General features: G+C 71.1%; 13 protein-coding genes. 7 read left to right on the top strand and 6 right to left on the bottom strand.

Annotated features, from left to right (window positions below):
- Positions 1-155 precede the first annotated feature (155 nt).
- From ACSU1G_RS16465 to ACSU1G_RS16450, 4 genes are all read left to right on the top strand, one after another.
- The gene (locus ACSU1G_RS16465; RefSeq protein WP_439281050.1) at positions 156-2060 is read left to right on the top strand and encodes a tetratricopeptide repeat protein; all 1905 of its coding nucleotides are present in this window, start codon (positions 156-158) and stop codon (positions 2058-2060) included.
- 91 nt (positions 2061-2151) lie between these two features.
- The gene (locus ACSU1G_RS16460; protein ID WP_439281049.1) at positions 2152-2676 is read left to right on the top strand and encodes a hypothetical protein; all 525 of its coding nucleotides are present in this window, start codon (positions 2152-2154) and stop codon (positions 2674-2676) included.
- A gap of 127 nt (positions 2677-2803) precedes the next feature.
- Positions 2804-4342 carry a sensor histidine kinase gene (locus ACSU1G_RS16455; RefSeq protein ID WP_439281048.1) on the top strand — a complete coding sequence of 513 codons (1539 nt, stop codon included), beginning with the start codon at positions 2804-2806 and terminating at the stop codon, positions 4340-4342.
- Positions 4339-5037 (top strand): response regulator transcription factor, encoded by a 699-nt coding sequence (locus ACSU1G_RS16450; RefSeq protein WP_439281047.1) that lies wholly within the window; start codon positions 4339-4341, stop codon positions 5035-5037. Before ACSU1G_RS16455 ends, ACSU1G_RS16450 begins: the two co-directional genes overlap by 4 nt.
- Here the strand turns inward: ACSU1G_RS16450 and ACSU1G_RS16445 are convergent.
- The 3 genes from ACSU1G_RS16445 to ACSU1G_RS16435 all read right to left on the bottom strand — a co-directional run bounded on the left by ACSU1G_RS16445 (position 5016) and on the right by ACSU1G_RS16435 (position 7976).
- The gene (locus tag ACSU1G_RS16445) at positions 5016-6260 is read right to left on the bottom strand and encodes an aminoglycoside phosphotransferase family protein (RefSeq protein WP_439281046.1); all 1245 of its coding nucleotides are present in this window, start codon (positions 6258-6260) and stop codon (positions 5016-5018) included. The genes ACSU1G_RS16450 and ACSU1G_RS16445 overlap by 22 nt on opposite strands.
- Before the next feature lie 18 nt (positions 6261-6278).
- On the bottom strand, positions 6279-6977 hold the full coding sequence (locus ACSU1G_RS16440) for a hypothetical protein (protein ID WP_439281045.1): 699 nt from the start codon (positions 6975-6977) through the stop codon (positions 6279-6281).
- A 342-nt stretch (positions 6978-7319) separates the two neighbouring features.
- Entirely contained in the window at positions 7320-7976 is a 657-nt protein-coding gene (locus ACSU1G_RS16435) for a GNAT family N-acetyltransferase (RefSeq protein WP_439281044.1), read from the bottom strand.
- Between the two features lie 70 nt (positions 7977-8046).
- On the opposite strand from ACSU1G_RS16435, the gene ACSU1G_RS16430 reads away from it, so the two are divergent.
- The 3 genes from ACSU1G_RS16430 to ACSU1G_RS16420 all read left to right on the top strand — a co-directional run bounded on the left by ACSU1G_RS16430 (position 8047) and on the right by ACSU1G_RS16420 (position 10208).
- On the top strand, positions 8047-8823 hold the full coding sequence (locus ACSU1G_RS16430; protein WP_439281043.1) for a 5-formyltetrahydrofolate cyclo-ligase: 777 nt from the start codon (positions 8047-8049) through the stop codon (positions 8821-8823).
- A 100-nt stretch (positions 8824-8923) separates the two neighbouring features.
- The gene (locus tag ACSU1G_RS16425) at positions 8924-9346 is read left to right on the top strand and encodes an FmdB family zinc ribbon protein (RefSeq protein ID WP_439281042.1); all 423 of its coding nucleotides are present in this window, start codon (positions 8924-8926) and stop codon (positions 9344-9346) included.
- 256 nt (positions 9347-9602) lie between these two features.
- Positions 9603-10208, top strand: coding sequence for a hypothetical protein (locus ACSU1G_RS16420; RefSeq protein WP_439281041.1), 606 nt, complete (start codon positions 9603-9605; stop codon positions 10206-10208).
- 26 nt (positions 10209-10234) lie between these two features.
- On the opposite strand, the gene ACSU1G_RS16415 is transcribed toward ACSU1G_RS16420, so the two are convergent.
- From ACSU1G_RS16415 to ACSU1G_RS16405, 3 genes are all read right to left on the bottom strand, one after another.
- On the bottom strand, positions 10235-12124 hold the full coding sequence (locus ACSU1G_RS16415; protein WP_439281040.1) for a DUF222 domain-containing protein: 1890 nt from the start codon (positions 12122-12124) through the stop codon (positions 10235-10237).
- Between the two features lie 126 nt (positions 12125-12250).
- A complete protein-coding gene (locus ACSU1G_RS16410) occupies positions 12251-12598 on the bottom strand; it encodes a hypothetical protein (protein WP_439281039.1) in 348 nt (115 codons plus the stop codon).
- Positions 12585-16427, bottom strand: coding sequence for a DEAD/DEAH box helicase (locus tag ACSU1G_RS16405; protein WP_439281038.1), 3843 nt, complete (start codon positions 16425-16427; stop codon positions 12585-12587). The genes ACSU1G_RS16410 and ACSU1G_RS16405 overlap by 14 nt, the downstream gene beginning before the upstream one ends.
- Positions 16428-16567 lie beyond the last annotated feature (140 nt).

Raw genomic sequence — 16567 nt, 5'->3', positions numbered from 1 at the left:
AAGCGGTGGGATCCCGGCCATCTGCCGGCCCCGTGTCCTGCCGGCCCGCCGTCTGGAATACTGGATGGGTTGCGGCACTGGCGCCCTGCACCCTGCACCGTGCACACCGCCGCGACTGACGAACTATGGGGACCAGTAGGACCAGAAGGGCTGGCATGACCGAGCATGACGGCTCCGAGGCGGACTCCGGGCTCCCGGCCGACCTCGGACCGCGGCTGAACGCCGTCCTGGCCCGGCGGTCCCTGACGGGCGGACCGCAGAGTGCACCCGAGACCGCCCGCGGCTGGCTGGACGTCTCCTACGAGGCCGCCTATGCGGAGGACCTGACCCGTTCCTCGCGCGCCGCCCGCACCGGCCTGGACGCCCCCGGCGGTCAGGACCCGGTGAGCCGGGCCGGCCTGTACCGGGCGTTGGCGTCCGTGGCCGCACTGACCGGGGACCATGCCACCGCCACCGGATACATCGCCGACCGCGCCCGGGTGCTCGAAGCCGCCGGCTATCCGCATCGCGCCCGGATGGAGATCGAGCTCGGCGTCATGCTGCTGCGCGAACCCGAATCGTTCGAGGCCACCGTCCTGGAGGGCGTCGTGGACCAGGAGCGGAGCCGATCGGCCCGCTCCGTGGACACCGTGCTGCCCGACGTCCTGGTGGCGCTGGCGGTGCGGCACGTGGAGGACGGCCAGCTCGATTCCGCGGTGGAGCTGCTGGAGGAATGTCTGGAGATCCAGGATGCCCGGGCGACGGCAGGGCTGCCGGTGGCCCCCGAAGCCCTGTCCTCCACCCGCATGTTCCTGGCCCACGTGCACCTGATGAGCCACGAGCCCGAGCTGTCGGCGGAGGTGGCGGACAAGGTCTTGGCCGGTCAGTCCAATCGGGCCGTGCGGGCCGCCATGTGGATGCTCAAGGCGGTGGTGGCGCAGGAGCAGGGGGACGGAACCGATGCGGTGCTCCACGCCCTGCGGTCCGTGGAACTCCACGCCGCCGCCGGGGTCCGCAAGGGTGCCGCCTCGGCCGCGGCCCTGCTGGCCGGGCTGGCGGCGGACGCCGGTGACCAGCAGGCCTCAATCCTCGCCTGGAAGGTGGCCGTGGCACAGGCCGAGCAGGGTGAGGTCCCGGAGGCCTCGGACCTGACCCTGGCTCTGGGGCACCAGCTGTTGGAGGCCGAGGAACATGCCCTCGCCGAACGGGTCCTGGCCGGCCTGGTGCGCCGCGAGGAGGCCGCCCGCCGCCTGCCCGGGCTGGCGCGTGCCCTCGTGGATCTCGGCCATGCGGCCCGTCACCAGAACCGTCCGGACGAGGCCTTGGAGCACTGGGAGCGCGCCGCGAGCCTGTTCGAGGAGGCGGGTGCCACGGACGAGGCGGCCCGGATGCACCTGGCCGCCGGCGCCCTCCTGAACCGCCAGGAGAAGACGGAGCAGGCCGCCGAGCGGTTCTCCCGCGCGGTGGAGCTGGCCCGCGCGGATGAAGAGGACGAGGACCAGACGGACCACGATCCCGCGGTGCTGCCCCAGGCCCTGCACGCCCTCGGCCACGTGCTGTGCGAGCTGGGTCAGGAACGCGGTGTGGCTCTGCTGGACGAGGCGATCGCCCTGGCCCAGGACTCCTCCGCGTCCTGGCACGAGGCCGACTTCACCGATACCCGCGCCCGCGGGCTCTGGGCGCTGCGCCAGGGGTCGGCCGCCGTGTCCTCGGCCCTGACGGCCGCGGACCTGTTCGCCGCCTCCGAGGACACCACCGCCTCCTCCAACGCCGAGCTGTTCGCGGCCTACGTGCTGTTGGAACAGGAGCGGGCCGAGGAGGCAGCGACCCTGTTCCGGATGATCACGGAGCAGGAGGGCACCGCCCGGTACCTGCGCATGGCGGCCTGGCTGGGACTCGCCCAGTCCCTGGACCTGTCCGGGGATGAGCAGGGCGCCACGCAAGCCCGCTTCGAGGCCGACGCCGCCGCCCAGGCCGAGGACCGAGACCAAGACCGGGCCGGTGATCGGGACAGCGAACCGGAGGACGATCCGGCGGGCGAACCCGACGGGGATCCGGACGCGGGCGATGTCGACGGGTGACGGGTGACGACATCCCGTTGATCATCGAGTCCTCAGGCCGGCCGGGCCGTCTCTCATCTTCGCTTCATGATGACGCGGGATCATGGATGGCATGAAGAACACAGGTCGGGGATTGAAGGCCACTGTCGTCCTGATGGTGGTCGCGGTGATGGCGGCGCTGGGCGTCGCCGTGGTGTCGGCGCGGCCCAGCAGCCTCAACCTGGGCCCGATGATCGCCGTCACGGACGCCCCCTCGTCCGACGCGCGCAACGCCCCGTCCTCGATGGACCCCTCCCCGGCCGAGACCGATCCTGCCAGCCCTGCACCAGACTCCTCCCCCGCGCCCGCCACCCCGTCATCGACCTCGGACTCGTCCCGCATCAAGATCACCTCCAAGCCCGCACCGGAGACCAGCGCTCCGGCCACGAGCGGTTCCTCCGGTTCGGGTGGGAGCGGTTCCTCTGACTCCGGTGGCACGGCCCCGCGACCCACCTACACCGCTCCGGCCCCGCCCCGGTCCGTCCCGAACCCGGCACCCCAGCAGCCTCGCGACAGTGACGACGACTGGGACGACGACGATGATGATGACTGGGATGATGAGGAAGACGATGACGACTGGGATGACGACGATGACTGAGCACGATGACTGAGCACCGGGGCACCCACGGGATGAACCGGTGACGCCTCCCCCGGACTCACGCAGAGCCACGCCGGTCCGGGAGCAATCCCGGGCCGGCGATCGTCTGCGAGGCCGGCGGAACCTCATGGTGAACTGGAGCGCCCTGCCGGTGCGCACCCGGGTCATCGCCCTGTTGGTGCTGCTGACCGCTCTGGCACTCATCCTGTCCGGGGCCACCGCCTACGTGCTGCAGCGCGGCAGCATGGTCCGGCAGATCGACGATTCCCTGACGCGCTCGGTCCAGGAGTTCCGCATCCTGGCCCAGGAGGGCATCGACCCGAGCTCCGGGGAGCCGTTCTCCGCCTCGGACCAATTGGTCTTCACGGCCATGCAGCGCACCATGCCGGCCGAGCACGAGGGCATGCTGGGCTTCCGCGACGGCACGATCAGCTGGACGGCCTCCCCCGCCGTCGAGCTCCGACTCGAACGGGACCCGGAGATCGTGCAGTGGGCGGCGAGCCGGCTCCATGACCAGAGCGTGGCGATCGAGACACTCACCACCGCCCAGACCACGTACCGCGCGGTGACGGTACCCATCCAGTTCGACCATGACGCGGCGCCAGCGCTGATGCTGCTGGCCTACGACTATTCGGCGGCGCTGCAGGAACTCGACACCGTCTTCGTCACATACGGCATCGTCGGCTTCGGCGTGCTGGTCCTCGTGGGGGTGGCCGGCTGGATCCTCGTGGGCCGCCTGCTCCACCCCCTACGGATCCTGCAGTCCACTGCGGCGGAGATCTCCGGCACGGACCTGCGCCGGAGGGTGCCGGTCTCGGGCCAGGACGACGTGGCCGGACTGGCGATGACCTTCAACGAGATGCTGGACCGCCTCCAGGAGTCCTTCTCCTCCCAGCGGCAGCTGCTGGACGACGTGGGCCACGAGCTGCGCACCCCGATCACCATCGTCCAGGGACATCTGGAGTTGCAGGATGCCGCCGACCCGGCCGATGTGCGCGAGGTCCAGGAGATCGCCCTGGACGAGCTGGACCGCATGCGGCTGCTGGTGGATGACCTCGTCACCCTGGCCCAGTCCGGCCGGCCGGACTTCGTGGCGACCCAGCCGGTCGACGTCGGCTCCCTCACCCGCGACGTGCTGAGCAAGGCCTCCCCGCTGGGCCCGAGGATCTGGACCCTGGACCACGCCGCGGACCTCACGGTGCCCCTGGATGCCCAGCGCATCACCCAGGCCTGGCTGCAACTGGCCTCCAACGCGGTGAAGTACTCCCAGGAGGGATCCAAGGTGTCCATCGGGTCGCAGGCGCTGTCCGGGACCCTGCGCCTATGGGTGCGGGATCAGGGCATCGGCATCCGGCCCGAGGACCGGCACAGCATCTTCGACCGTTTCGGCCGGGGCTCGAACAGCACCCGGGCCGAGGGCTCCGGCCTGGGCTTGAACATCGTCACCGCCATCGTGGGAGCCCACGGCGGCACCGTGGACGTGCAGTCCGCCCCGGGGATCGGCTCGACGTTCTACCTCGATCTGCCGCTGGCCCCCCAGAACCCGACCGGGCCCGACACCACCGGGCCGGATGTCACCGACCACGGGGAAACCGGCACCGGCCGGCCCCGAACGGTAGCGTCTAGCCAGAGCACAACGACACATTCCAAGGACGGTGCGGCGTGAGCCAAATCCTGATGATCGAAGACGAGCCACGGATCAGTTCCTTCGTGGCCAAGGGCTTCAAGGCCGAGGGACTCGCGACGACGGTGGCGGCCACCGGACGCGAGGGCCTGGTGTTGGCACTGACCGGTGGCTTCGAGCTGGTCATCCTGGACCTGGGCCTGCCGGACATGGACGGCTTCACCGTGCTGGAGAAGATCCGCGCCCAGGAGCCGGACCTGCCCGTCATCATCCTCACCGCCCGGGCCTCGGGCGAGGACACGGTCCAGGGATTGACCTCCGGTGCCGACGACTACATGCCCAAGCCCTTCCGCTTCGCCGAGCTGGTGGCCCGGGTGCGCCTGCGCCTGCGCCCCGAGGGCGGGTCCGCCGCCACCCCACCGGATCCCGTGTTGCGGCATGCCGATCTGGAGCTGGACCCGGTGCGGCACGTGACGTCGATCGGCGGCGTCGAGGTGGACCTCTCCGCCCGGGAGTTCTCCCTGATGGAGACGTTCCTGCGTCACCCGGGCCAGGCCCTGAGCCGCGAGCAGCTGCTCTCCCGGGTGTGGGGCTATGACTTCGATCCAGGTTCCAACGTGGTGGACGTCTATGTGCGTTACCTCCGCAACAAGCTCGGAGCCACGCGTTTCATCACCGTGCGCGGGGTGGGATACCGGCTGGTGGAGGAGAAGGACTACCAGCCCGCGGCGGACTGAGGCAGGGCCAACAGCGACTCGGCGATGTCCAGCCGCTGCCGGGCGGAGGACTGCCAGTCCCGGCGGCCCGAGTCCCGGGCGCCGGCCACGAGGGACAGCGCCACGGCCGCGGACCGGCAGGCCAGGGCCGCCGGATCCACCTCGGACACAAAGGCCGAGTGGAAGCGCCGTAAGGCCTGGTCCACGTACACGTACCGTGGGTCCACGGCCGGCAGGACCGCAAGATGGCCCAGGAAGCAGGCCAGGTCGTCCACGCGGTGCCCCGGCCCGCACCCGTCGATGTCCAGCACCCCGCTGATGCGGTTCTGGCTCACCAGGAGATTGGCCTCATAGAAGTCGCCGTGGGTGGGCACCACCGGTCCGCGGTCCGTGCTGTCCAGCTGGCGTTGGAGGTGCTCCACCAATGACCGGATCCGTCGGGCCTGGTCCGGCAGGGCGGTGGCGGCCGCGTGTCCATAGTCCACGATCCGATCCGACCAGGCGTCTCGGCGCGGCAACTCCACCAGTTCCAGCGGCATCCGGTCCAGGATGCCCAGGACGTCCGCCGGCTGCACATGACGGGCACCGTCGGTCATGATCGCCGTGGCCAGCACCTCACCTTGGCCCTGCTCCAGTGCCAGAACGTCCGCCACCGGCGGCCCGAGCACCGCCGGGACGGGCACCCCGGCCGCGGCCAGCAGGGTATGCCGTTGGTGGAGGCGGGTGGCCAGACCGGGGCGCATGACCTTGAGGAACACGGTGCGTCGGCCGGTCTCCCCGGCGACGACCGCGCGCAGCACCGCCCGGCGCAAGGGGCGGTAGCTGACCGTCTGCAGGTCGACCACGGTCCCCCCGCCACCCCAGAGGGAGGCCACCGACTCCGGATCCGAGGCCAGGGCCAGTCCGGTCAGCAACGGGTCGTGTGGGTGGAACCAGGCAGACCACGTGGCGTCGACGTCCTGGCCCGCCGCGATCACGGCGTCCTCGGGGACGGCTTCGGCGGTCAGCGCGAGGAACAGTTCCTTCGGGTTCTGGGGCTCCCCCGGAGTCTCGGGGATGGCCTGGACGCGGAAGATGCCGGTGGCTCCCGCGCCGGGCCGGTGCTGGAGGTCCACGAGCTCGGCCCCCACCAGGTGGTGGCCGTGCTCTTCCAGGACCTGGCCCAGTCGGGTGTGGACGGTGTTCGAGGCCAGGTACTGGACCTGCCGGTGTTCCGCCTCATCCCGGTGCGCGCCGTTGCGCATCGGCGGCTGCCTTCTATCTCAGACGGCCCGGCGCCGTTCCAAGACCTTGTCCAGGTCCAGGGGGCGGTGGGCGGTGGCCTCGAGCTTGGCCCGGTATTCGGCGGAGACACCGGACTTCAGCTTCACACCGGGGCTGGCCATCGGGGCCTCCGGCGTCACCAGAGGTGCCGGTGCCGGGCGGTGCGCCTCGCTGGCGTCCAGGTAGGTGGGGCGGGGAACGGCTGGCACGGCTGGCACGGTGGCTGCGCCCGGCTCGGCCGGGGCGGCCTTCTGCGGCTCCGCAGACGGCACGGCGGGTCGATCGGAGGGAGCCGAGGCCTGGGGGCGGGTGTCACCGGTGCCCGAGGCGGCGTCGAACACGGGCGTGGTGCCGGCACCGGAGACCACGTGGTCTGCTGCGGCCGGGGTGGGGCTCATGGCCTCATCGAAGGCGTGCTCGATCCGGCGGTCCGCACGCTTCTTCCGGTCCCGCACGGCCAGGGCGCGCAGGGTGGCCACGGCGGCCACTGCCACCACGGCGGACAGGCCGGCGATCAGGAGGGTGCCCGCGCCGAAGGCTGCGGCCAGTCCGGTGCCGATGAAGGTGAGGGCGGCCACGAGGGCGAGGGCTGCCAGGGCGGTGCGACCCCACTTGACGCGGAAGTCGGCCCCCGGGGCGGTCTCCTGCATCGCCGGGAGTTCGGCGTCCCGGGGCGTGGACTGGGCGGTGCGCGTCATGGTCTTCCTCCGGTGGCTCCTGGACAGGGGCTGTTTCTTCGCCCTCCGGTAGATGGCTATCAGCCACGCCACCACCAGTGCACACAGCACCAGTGATCCGTGCAGATGGATGTCCGGAAGGAAGCCCAGTGCAAGGCTGAGCGACTCCTCAAGACTACCCGTGCCTGCATCCACTCCCCCTACGCTACCGGGCGAAAACTACACCGTTGTGATTCGACGCGGTGTGTCCTCCGGATATCCCGGATATTCGCCGGTCGGAGCCGTGTTCCGTCCCGTTCTGGACCCTCTGTCTGGACCCTCTGCAGGACACCTGGTCGGACCCCTGGGAGGGCGGCCGCACCTCTAGAGCGTGGCGGCCCGTCCATTGCCGGGGCTTCGCCGGCGGCGTCCCTCCCACCGGGTCAGGAGTCCCTCCGGGACTTCCGGTGCCGTGAGGGCGAAGGACTCGTGGTCCCGCCAGTCGCCGTCGATGTGCAAGAAGTCCCGCCGCAGGCCCTCGTGGCGGAACCCGAGCTTCTCCACCACCCGCAGGCTCGCGGCGTTCTCCGGCCGGATGTTGATCTCCATCCGGTGCAGTCCCAGGCTGCCGAAACAGTAGTCCGTGGCCAGCGCCACGGCCGTCGGCACGATCCCGGCGCCCGCCCGTTGCTGGTCGATCCAGTAGCCCAGGGACGCCGAGAGTGCCGAACCGCGCACGATCGAGGAGACGCTGAGCTGTCCCACGATCACCGGCTGACCGCCGGCCGAGGTGCGCAGGCAGATCAGCCAGGGCAGGGCGGCACCGTCCCGGCCCGATCGGTTGAGCACCTTGACCATCTCGAAGTAGCTCTTCAACGCGCTGTCCGGCTCGGGATTGGTGGCGTCCCAGCGGCGGAGCCAGTCCCGGTTCCGGGCCCGGAGAGACATCCACTCCTCCTGGTCCCAGCGGCGGAACGGGCGCAGCACGATCTCCCCGTGCTCCAGGGTCACGGGCCAACGATGGGTCGCGGCAGAGGGCATAGTGCGATCCTAGGTCCACCCCTGTCTCCCGGCCTCCCTGCCTCCCGGCCCGATGGGACAGAATGGGAGGGTGTCCTTCCACCAGCCCTCCCCCGCGTCATCGCCGGACCCCGCCAAGGGTCAGGCCCAGGTGCAGTACTCCGAGTCCCTCACCGGGAACCGGGGCGACACCCCCGAGGAGGTGCTCCGGCACCGCAAGCAGGACTTCCGCACCCTCTGGCGGGCCCGCCGCCGGGAACTGGACCCGGCCGATCGGGCCGAGCAGTCCGCCGCCCTCACCCAGACGGTGCTCCAGTGGTACCTGCCGCGCGCACTCCACCGGCGTGCCGCCGTCGTGATGTCCTATGGCTCCGAGCCGGACACCGGACCGTTGCGCACCGCGCTGCACGAGGCCGGCGTGGAGGTCCTGGTCCCGATCACCGAGCCGGAACGACGCATGTCCTGGACGGCCTGGCATCCGGGCGTGGAGGTGGCCCGGAGCCCGGTGGCGCCGATCGACGAGCCGGTGGGCGAGCGCCTCGGCGTGGACACCTTCGCCACCGTGGACCTCGTGCTGGTGCCCGCCCAGGTGGTGGACACCCGCGGCCTCCGGCTGGGGCAGGGCGGCGGGTACTACGACCGGTTCCTGTCCGGTTTGGAACAGCTGCCCCAGCGGCAGCAGCACCGGCGGGAGACACCGGTGGACGACGCCGGCCCGGCGCCTTCCGCGGCCCCGATCACCGTCGCGATGGTGTTCCGGCATGAGTTCCTCTCGCACGGCCAGGTCCCGTCCGATGAGCACGACCGGCCGGTCGACGGGGTGGTCACCCCGGACGGCTTCACGTGGTTCGGAGCGGAGCCGTCCTGAGCACGCCCGGTGTAGACTTGGCACTCGAATCGCCAGAGTGCCAAGCCTGAGAGTGCCAGGAGAGATCCGCCGCTCAGTGCCCTGATGAGAGGACCGACCGGTGCCCACCTACGCCTACGCCTGCAAGGACTGTGGCCACGAGTTCGACATCGTGCAGTCCTTCACGGATGACTCACTGACCGTGTGCCCCTCCTGCGAGGGCGCCCTGCGCAAGAAGTTCAACTCCGTGGGCGTGGTCTTCAAGGGCTCCGGCTTCTACCGCAACGATTCCCGCTCCGAGGGCTCGGGCTCCAAGGGCTCAGGGTCCAAGGGCTCGGATTCCACGGTGCCCGCGACCGCAGGTGCTGGCCAGTCCTCCGGCGGCTCGTCGGACTCCTCGTCAGGCGCCTCCACCTCGGGCGACTCCGGCGCATCGTCGTCTTCGTCTTCGTCTTCCGGTTCTTCGTCCTCCGGTTCTTCTGCGGGAAGTTCCACCTCGGGCGGCTCCTCGTCTGGCAGCGGATCCAAGGGCTCAGCGGCTTAGCCGGCTCCTCCACAGAGGACCGTTTCCCCCACGCTGTCCACGGTCGGCGCCGCCACCATGGCACCCTCCTGCCGGCGACTGCTCTGATCGGAGCATGTCATCCTCCTTGCCCCGCCAGCACCGTCGCGCTGGCCTCTCCCGACCCACCCGTCGACAGCGCTCTGAACGCGCTGAACGCTCTGAACCACGTGGACGCCTTGAGCGCCGCGAGCATCGGCGAGGTCTGCGCCGACAGCGACGGGCGGTGCGCCTCCGGATGGCCACTCCCCCGCCCGCGCTGCTGACCGAGTACGACGACGGCCCGTCCGGCCCCAGCGTGGGAACGGCCCGTGGCACGCGGCGCGGGCGATGGAAGCTGGCGGTTGCCGCCCTGCCGCTGCTGTTCGCCGTCGTCCTGTTGCTGGTCAATGTCCTCGGCGGCGGCGCTGACCGTGGTGTCGCTGACGGTGGTGCCGCTGATGGAGCTGTCGCTGATGGGGCTGTCGCAGACGCCGCAGGGTTCAGGGACATCTCAGGCATCGACGCGTCGATGGCCACGGCAGATGTGGCGGCGCCAGAGGACTTCTCGGTTCCTGTGCCCGCCCCGGACACGAGCTTCCCCACTCCACCGGCTGGCCACCGTGCCGTGGCCGTCCGCTTCTCCGCACCGGACGCCGTGGACCTGGTGGACGCCGGAGACCGGATCGACGTGGTGGGTCTCGACGGCGATGTGCTGGCTACCGGCTTGGAGGTGCTCCAGGACCGGTCCACCGATCAAGCCGGAGTCCTCGTGGTGGCGGCGCCCCTGGAGCATGCCCCTGAGCTGGCGGCCGCCGCGGCCACTCGAGACCTCACCCTGCTGGTGGACCACACCGACGGCTGAGGGACGCAGACACCTGACGCCGACGGTCACGCGGCTTCATGATGCTGCGGCTCGTACTCGTCGAACCCTCCGGGTGACGGAACCCCGAAGTCCACCGGACCGACGAGGGCTGGCCGAGGCCTCCGACGGGGCGAGTGGCCCGGCCCGCCGAGTTCTACCGGGTCGGCAGGCGTCTTTGCTTGGTCAGCCGTCACTGCCGTCACTGCCGTCACTGTCGTTTCTGTCGTTTCTGGCGTTTCCGGCGTCGCTGCTGTCTCAGGGTTCTCAGCGCACTCGGCAGACCCGACCGTCACGGTGTGTGGTGGTGGCTGGAGCGGCGCCGTGGGCCGCGTATACCGGTGGCCGGTGGGAGTGGTCACGGTGAGCGACTCGGCCGTGGCATCGTGACTCCAGCCCGGGTGTTCCTTGGTCAGGTTGCAGCGCACGCACAACCCCGAACCGTTCTGATAGCTCGTCGCGCCGCCCTCTCGGAACGGGGTGGCATGGTCCAGGTGCCTGATCGGCGCACCGCAGAAGGGTGTCCGGCAGGTTCCGTCGCGGATCACGATCATCCTCCGCAACCCTCCGGAGAAGGTGCGGCGCTGGGAATCCATCGCCACCAGCTGCCCGGTTGCGGGGGCGGTGTAAAGGCGGCGAAGGAAGACCTCGGCCTCCGTGCCCGCCACCAGCCGCCGCGCGGTTGGAGCCGGGATCGGCCCGAAGCCGGGCAACCACGCTGCTCGCGCAGCAGCAGCACGGCTGCCCGGAGGTGAGCCCACCCCTGGCGCATCCGTGACGGTCTCGGGCGGACTGCCGCCAGTCGGTGCGGTGCGTGGTGGTGCAGTGCCGGGTGCGGTGTGTGGTGGTGCGGTGCCGGGTGCGGTGCTCCCGAACAGGCTGGCGTCCGTCATGACGAGGTGGACCTCAACGGGCACCGCGGTGGCGCCGGGCTGACCGGTGAGCCGCTCGACCAGGGTGTCCGCGAGGACCTGCCCCGGGGTTCGACCTTCGTGCCCGCCATCATCCCGACCACTCTCCCGGTCACCGCCCACCCGGTCACCACGCTCCTGGCCACCGCCCCGGCGCTCCGGGCCGTCGGTGGGGCCCGCCACGTGCTCCTGCCATGCCTCTCCCTCGGCGATCCGGCGGGCGGCGGTCTCGACGAGGTTCTTATAGCAGGCCGCTGCCTGCTCGATCGGCAAGAACGCGGTCAGATACGCCATCCCGGGAGTGGACTCGGAGGGCTTGACGGACACGTGACGGTCCCGCCGGGCCGCGTCGTAGCGTTCCGTGGCGGCCTCCGGATCCTGGGCGACGGCCTCAGCCTGGGCCGCGCGGGTCAGGTCCCTGACCCCGCTGTAGCCGAACAACCCGGCCAGATGGGAATCGACCGCTCGGCGCGAGCCTGAATCCAACCACTGCGTCTGGCGTTCCACCGCCGCGGCATGGGACTCACTGATGGTCCCCGCCCGCAGGGCCGCGAGGGTTTTCGGCAGATCCGCCACCACATTGACGGCCTTGCGCAGCTCCGTGGACCCGGTGTGCGGACCGATCCTGCGTGCCAGCCCGATCTCACCGCCCAGTCCCCGCCCCCGACGCTGGACCGGGACACCGCGACGGGCCTCGGCCGTGATCCGGTGGGTGTGCAGGGCGGCCGTCTCCCGCATCTGCGCCGCCGTGACCGCGGCCTTGAGCTGCTCCAGCACCGCAATCCGGTCGATGGCCTCGGACTCGACCCCGTCCGGGGAGGCGATCGACGCCGGGCCGGCAGGATGTGCGGCGTCCGGGGCACCCGGATCCGCCATCGCAGCCGGGATCATCGCGGCAAAGGCCTCACGCAGGGCCAACAGGTCCGGCGCATTCGCCAGGACACGGCTGGGACCGGCGGCGGCGCTGGTACCGTGCCGGCCGGCGTCGTGTCCTGGTGCCGTGTCCATGTCTTCGACCCTACGCAGGGGCTAGGACACGATAAGGATCCCGCTCCGGCTTGGGGATCATCGGCGCAGCTCAGCCCGGATGGATCGGCCCGAGTGGATCAGCCTGGGCATTTCAGCCCCGGTAGTTCACCCCCAGTGCGGGGGCCGCTGCTCCAGCAGCCACCGCTCATGCTCCGTCATCCGCGAGTTCTTCTGCGCCGCCTTCCCCGACTTCTCCCCCGCTTTCTCCCCCGCTTTCTTCCCCGCTTTCTTCCCCGCTTTCTTCCCCGCAGCCTCCCCCGGTGACGGCTCGGGCCGAGACAGCTCGGGATTCAGGGCGGCGAGCTGGGGTTCGGGACCGTCCGCGGAGGCGGGCCCGGTCCCCGCGGCATCCGCCCGGCGGGGACCCTTACGGCGTGGCGCCGAGGGCGGGCCCGGAGTCAGGCCCGCAGCTTGCTCCGGGCGTCCGGTGCTGTCCGGCTCAGCGGTGCCCATCGTCCTCACGCTCGTCGACACGCTCATGCTCGTGCACGCGCTCGCGCTCACCGAGACCCTCATCGAGGTCCCCGGAGGCCCCGGGCCCGTCCTCGGCCGCGGGCAGCCCCAGGAAATCGGCGACGGTCTGGGCGCAGCCCGCCGGGTCCGAGAAGACGTCGATGGTCCACAGGCCGTGGTAGCGCCAGCCGCTGCGTTCGAGTTGCTGCGGCTGCTGGCGGGAGCGCTGCCGCACGCTCATCTGGCGGTACACCTCCGAGCCGTCCGAGATCATCGCCACGGGCACGGCCTGCTCCGGAGAGGCCTGGCCGTCCCAGTCCGGCAGACCCAGCGGGTTCCAGACGGCCAGATCGATGCTCCCGGCGAAGTTCGGCAACACGGTGGCGTGGCGCTGCGCGAGCCGCTCCGACAGATCCGCCACCAGCGGATCGCGGGGCTTGAGCGAGGGCGTGTGCCCCGTGTCCTTCAGATAGGCCTCCAGCAGGCCGTAGAGGTCGGAGGCCCCGTTGCCCAGCCGGTCTGGATCCAGATCATCCGGATGGACGCAGGTCAGCACGTGCAGGTGCCGGCGCGCCCGGGTCATGGCGGTGGCGTAGAGCTCCCGGCCGCCGGCCTCGGAGAACGGTCCGAAGTGGTGCACCACGCGCCCGTGCGGGGTGCGGCCGTAGCCGAGGGTGAAGACGATGTGGTCCCGGACCACGCCCTGGGCGCGGGACATCGGGGCCACCACGAAGGGCTCGCCTTCCCGGGTGAAGAAGGAGGCCGCCCAGGGGTTGTTCGGCAGGTTCAGCCGGATGGCCTCGGCCACGCGGCGTGCGTGCAGCGAGGTGGCGGTGATGACCGCCAGCGAGTGCTCCGGCCGGTGCCGGATGTGCTCGAACACGAGGTCCATGGTGCGGTTGACCTCGGCCACGGTGGACTCCACGCCCTCGTCCCCGGCCCCGGGCATCCCGGTCCCGCCGGGCAGGAACTCGACCCGCACCGGATGGTCCGACCCGGTCAGCTCGGAGGCGCCCGGCAGCATCTGCAGCGTGCCCTCGTAGAGCTGTTCGCCCAGCAACCGGGTGAGCTTGCGCTCCAGCCCGCGGTGCATGGTGGTCAGCGCCACCTCCGGCAGCACCCGCGTCAGCGCGCTGAAGGCCGAATCGACCTCTCGCGGCAGCATCGCCGAGGCGGTCGGGTCCACGGAGACGTTGAAGGTCTTCGGGGATCCGGAGGTGCCATCACCGAAGGCCACCACCTGCTGGCCCCGGCTGATGGCGCCCAGCGCCGTGCTCAGCGCCAGGGACTCGGCGTCCAGCAGCACCACGGCGTCGAAGCCCATCTCTGCGGGGAACTCGGCCAGCGCCAGCGGGGAGGTGGTCCACACGGGTACCAGGGCCTGCAGTAGATCCGGTTCCAGGCCGGACAGCGACTCCGGATCCGGGTTGCCGTCCTTGAGCAGGGAACGCAGCACCCGGGCGGAGGCACGGTGCTGGCCGGAGATCTTCCGCCAGGTCTGGGACAGCAACCAGTTCAGCCGCTGCGCGCCGGCCTCCAGGTGGGTGTTGTCCGCCAACCGGAACTCCGCCTCGATCTTCCGCAGCGAGTCGGCGTCCATCATGGCCAGGTAGTCATCCCCGGAGATCATGGCCTCCAGGGCGGACTGCCACCATGCCAGCTCCAGCTCAGAGCGCAGCCGGTCCGTGGGGACCTCACGCCGCTGCAGATCGGTGAGGAGTTCCTGCAGCCCCTGCTCACGCAGCTGATCCCCCACGAGGGTGCGCTCGGGCAGGGTGGTCAGCGTCTCCTGGTCCGCCACCAGGCGGTCCAGGACCTCACTGAGCTCGTCCACCGCCAGGTTCTCCAGCCGACCGGAGTCATGCCGAGGCTCCGCCAGCGCCCGCTGCAGCCGACCGATCTGCCCGGCCACCTCGGTGCCCTTGGCCGTAAGCGATTCCAGGCCGGCCGGCACCGAGGGGTGGCGTTTGGAGGTGGCCCAGCGGGTCCACTCGGCACGCTGGTCCTGCACATCCACGAGAGCCTCGTGCAGGTCCGAGACGTGCACGCCCGGACGGATGTACTCCTTGGCCACGCGGCGCAGCCGGGAGCGGGTCATGGAGGACATCTCCACGCCCTGCTGCTTACGCCACTGTCCCGAGGCCGTGGCGGAGATCAGGTCGGTGACCGGGCGGTCGAAGATGTCCGGGGTGAACTGGTCGAGGGATCCGCGCACGGCGGAGAGCAGCCGGATCTGGCCCACCCAGTCGGCGAAGGTGCCGCCGGTGGCCAGCTGGGCCTGCTCGGTGGCCGCGTCCAGTTGCGCACGCAGGACGGGCAGCGCGCCGGCCAGGTCCTCGGCCAGCCCGTAGGCGTCCTCCGTCTCCTGCACGTTGCGCAGCCGCGCCCCGTACCAGGGGCTCTCCGCCGAGGCGCGGGAGAAGGCTCCCAGTTCGCCGGCGCGGACGAGTTGGGCCGCCGTCTCCTCCCGGTTCACGGTGGCATCCAACACGGAGCGCTTGAGCCGCACCGTGGTGGACGGGGCCGGGTCCAGGCCGGTCAGGGCCGCCAGGGACTGCATCGCCTGGAACGGCGAACAGCCCCAGCGCTCCCGCACGTTGTGCAGGCTGCGCAGGTGGTCACTGAGCTGATGGCGCCGCTCCACGAGCGTGGCGTTCAGCCGGCTGGTGGCCGGCTCCTGGGCGCGCTCCACCCTCAACAGGGCCTGGATCAGCTGGCGGCGCATCAGCCCGGGCGTGGCCGCCGCGGGGATGTCCAGCACGAGGGAGTCCAGGTCCACGGACCCCAGGCGACGGCGGAAGTCCTCGAGCGTTGCGGTGCGTTCGGCCACCACGAGCACGCGCTGGCCGGCACTGGCCAGCTGGGCCACGGCGTTGGCCGCGGTCTGCGTCTGGCCGGTGCCGGGCGGGGAGACCACCACCAGGTCGTGGCCGGCGGCGATGTGGTCCAGGGCCTGCTGCTGGGACGGGTCGGCGTCCAGGATCAGCATCTCGGTGGCCGGGTCGCGCTCGTCCAGCGGCGGCAGCCCGGTGTCCTGCAGTTCCGCGCGGCGCGGGACCATGCCGGTGCCGGCGTCGTACAGGGCGGAGACCACCGGGTGGGTGGAGTCCACCACGTCCACGGAGGCGGTGTCCGCCAGATCGGCGAAGGTGGAGATCATGAGCCGGTGCTCCACCACCAGTCCCCGGACCTCGCGCCCCTGGGACCGGAGCATCTCCATGGCCGGCATCGGCTCCAGCTTGGCGGTGGCGTAGGCGGCCCGCAGGTAGTCGTCCGCGTCCAGGGTCACCCCGTGGTGGTCCCGGAACCAGCGGGCCAAGGCGGGGTTGAGCCGGGCCCGGTCCGAGATCTGCACCTCGTAGTCGTCCTGCTCGGCGCGCAGCGTCAGGGTCAGCCGGGCGAGCATCACGGGGGCGGACATCTGGGTGGAGCGGCCGTCCTCGATCATGCGCCACGTGGCCAGGCCGGTGGCCAGGTAGCCCACGTCCACGCCCCGGTCCTCGGCGAGCTCCTGGATCTTGCCCCGTAGCTGGCGGGCCGCGCCCCGGGCGTGGACGAAGGTGTCCTGGTCCCGCAACAGCGTGGACAGCCTCGTCTTCCGGCCGGTCATGAACTGGGACAGCCCGGAAGGATGGGCGTGCGAGATGTCGATGCTGTTCGCCGCGGAGGGGGCGAAGCGCAGCATCGTGTCGTTCTCGGTCCCGGAGCCCAAGGAGGCCAACCAGGCCGCGAAGGTGAGACGGGAGTTGGACTCGTCGGGGCCGCCGTCGGGCATCTTCGCATCCTTACGGGGGTCCGCAAGGCCCTGCTGGGTGTCCTGCTCAGTCACAGTTGTCCTTCCTGCCGCCGCCCGCTTGCCCGAACCGTCCAATGCGTCGGTCGGCACGGTGGGGCAGTGCGGCAACGGTGCTTGCTTCCACGGTACACAGGCGCGCCGCGGAATCCCCCGAGGGAAACGGGCCGGTCGCC

The sequence above is a fragment of the Microbacterium sp. A93 genome (assembly GCF_051842835.1).
This window is presented reverse-complemented; position numbering and strand designations above follow the sequence as displayed.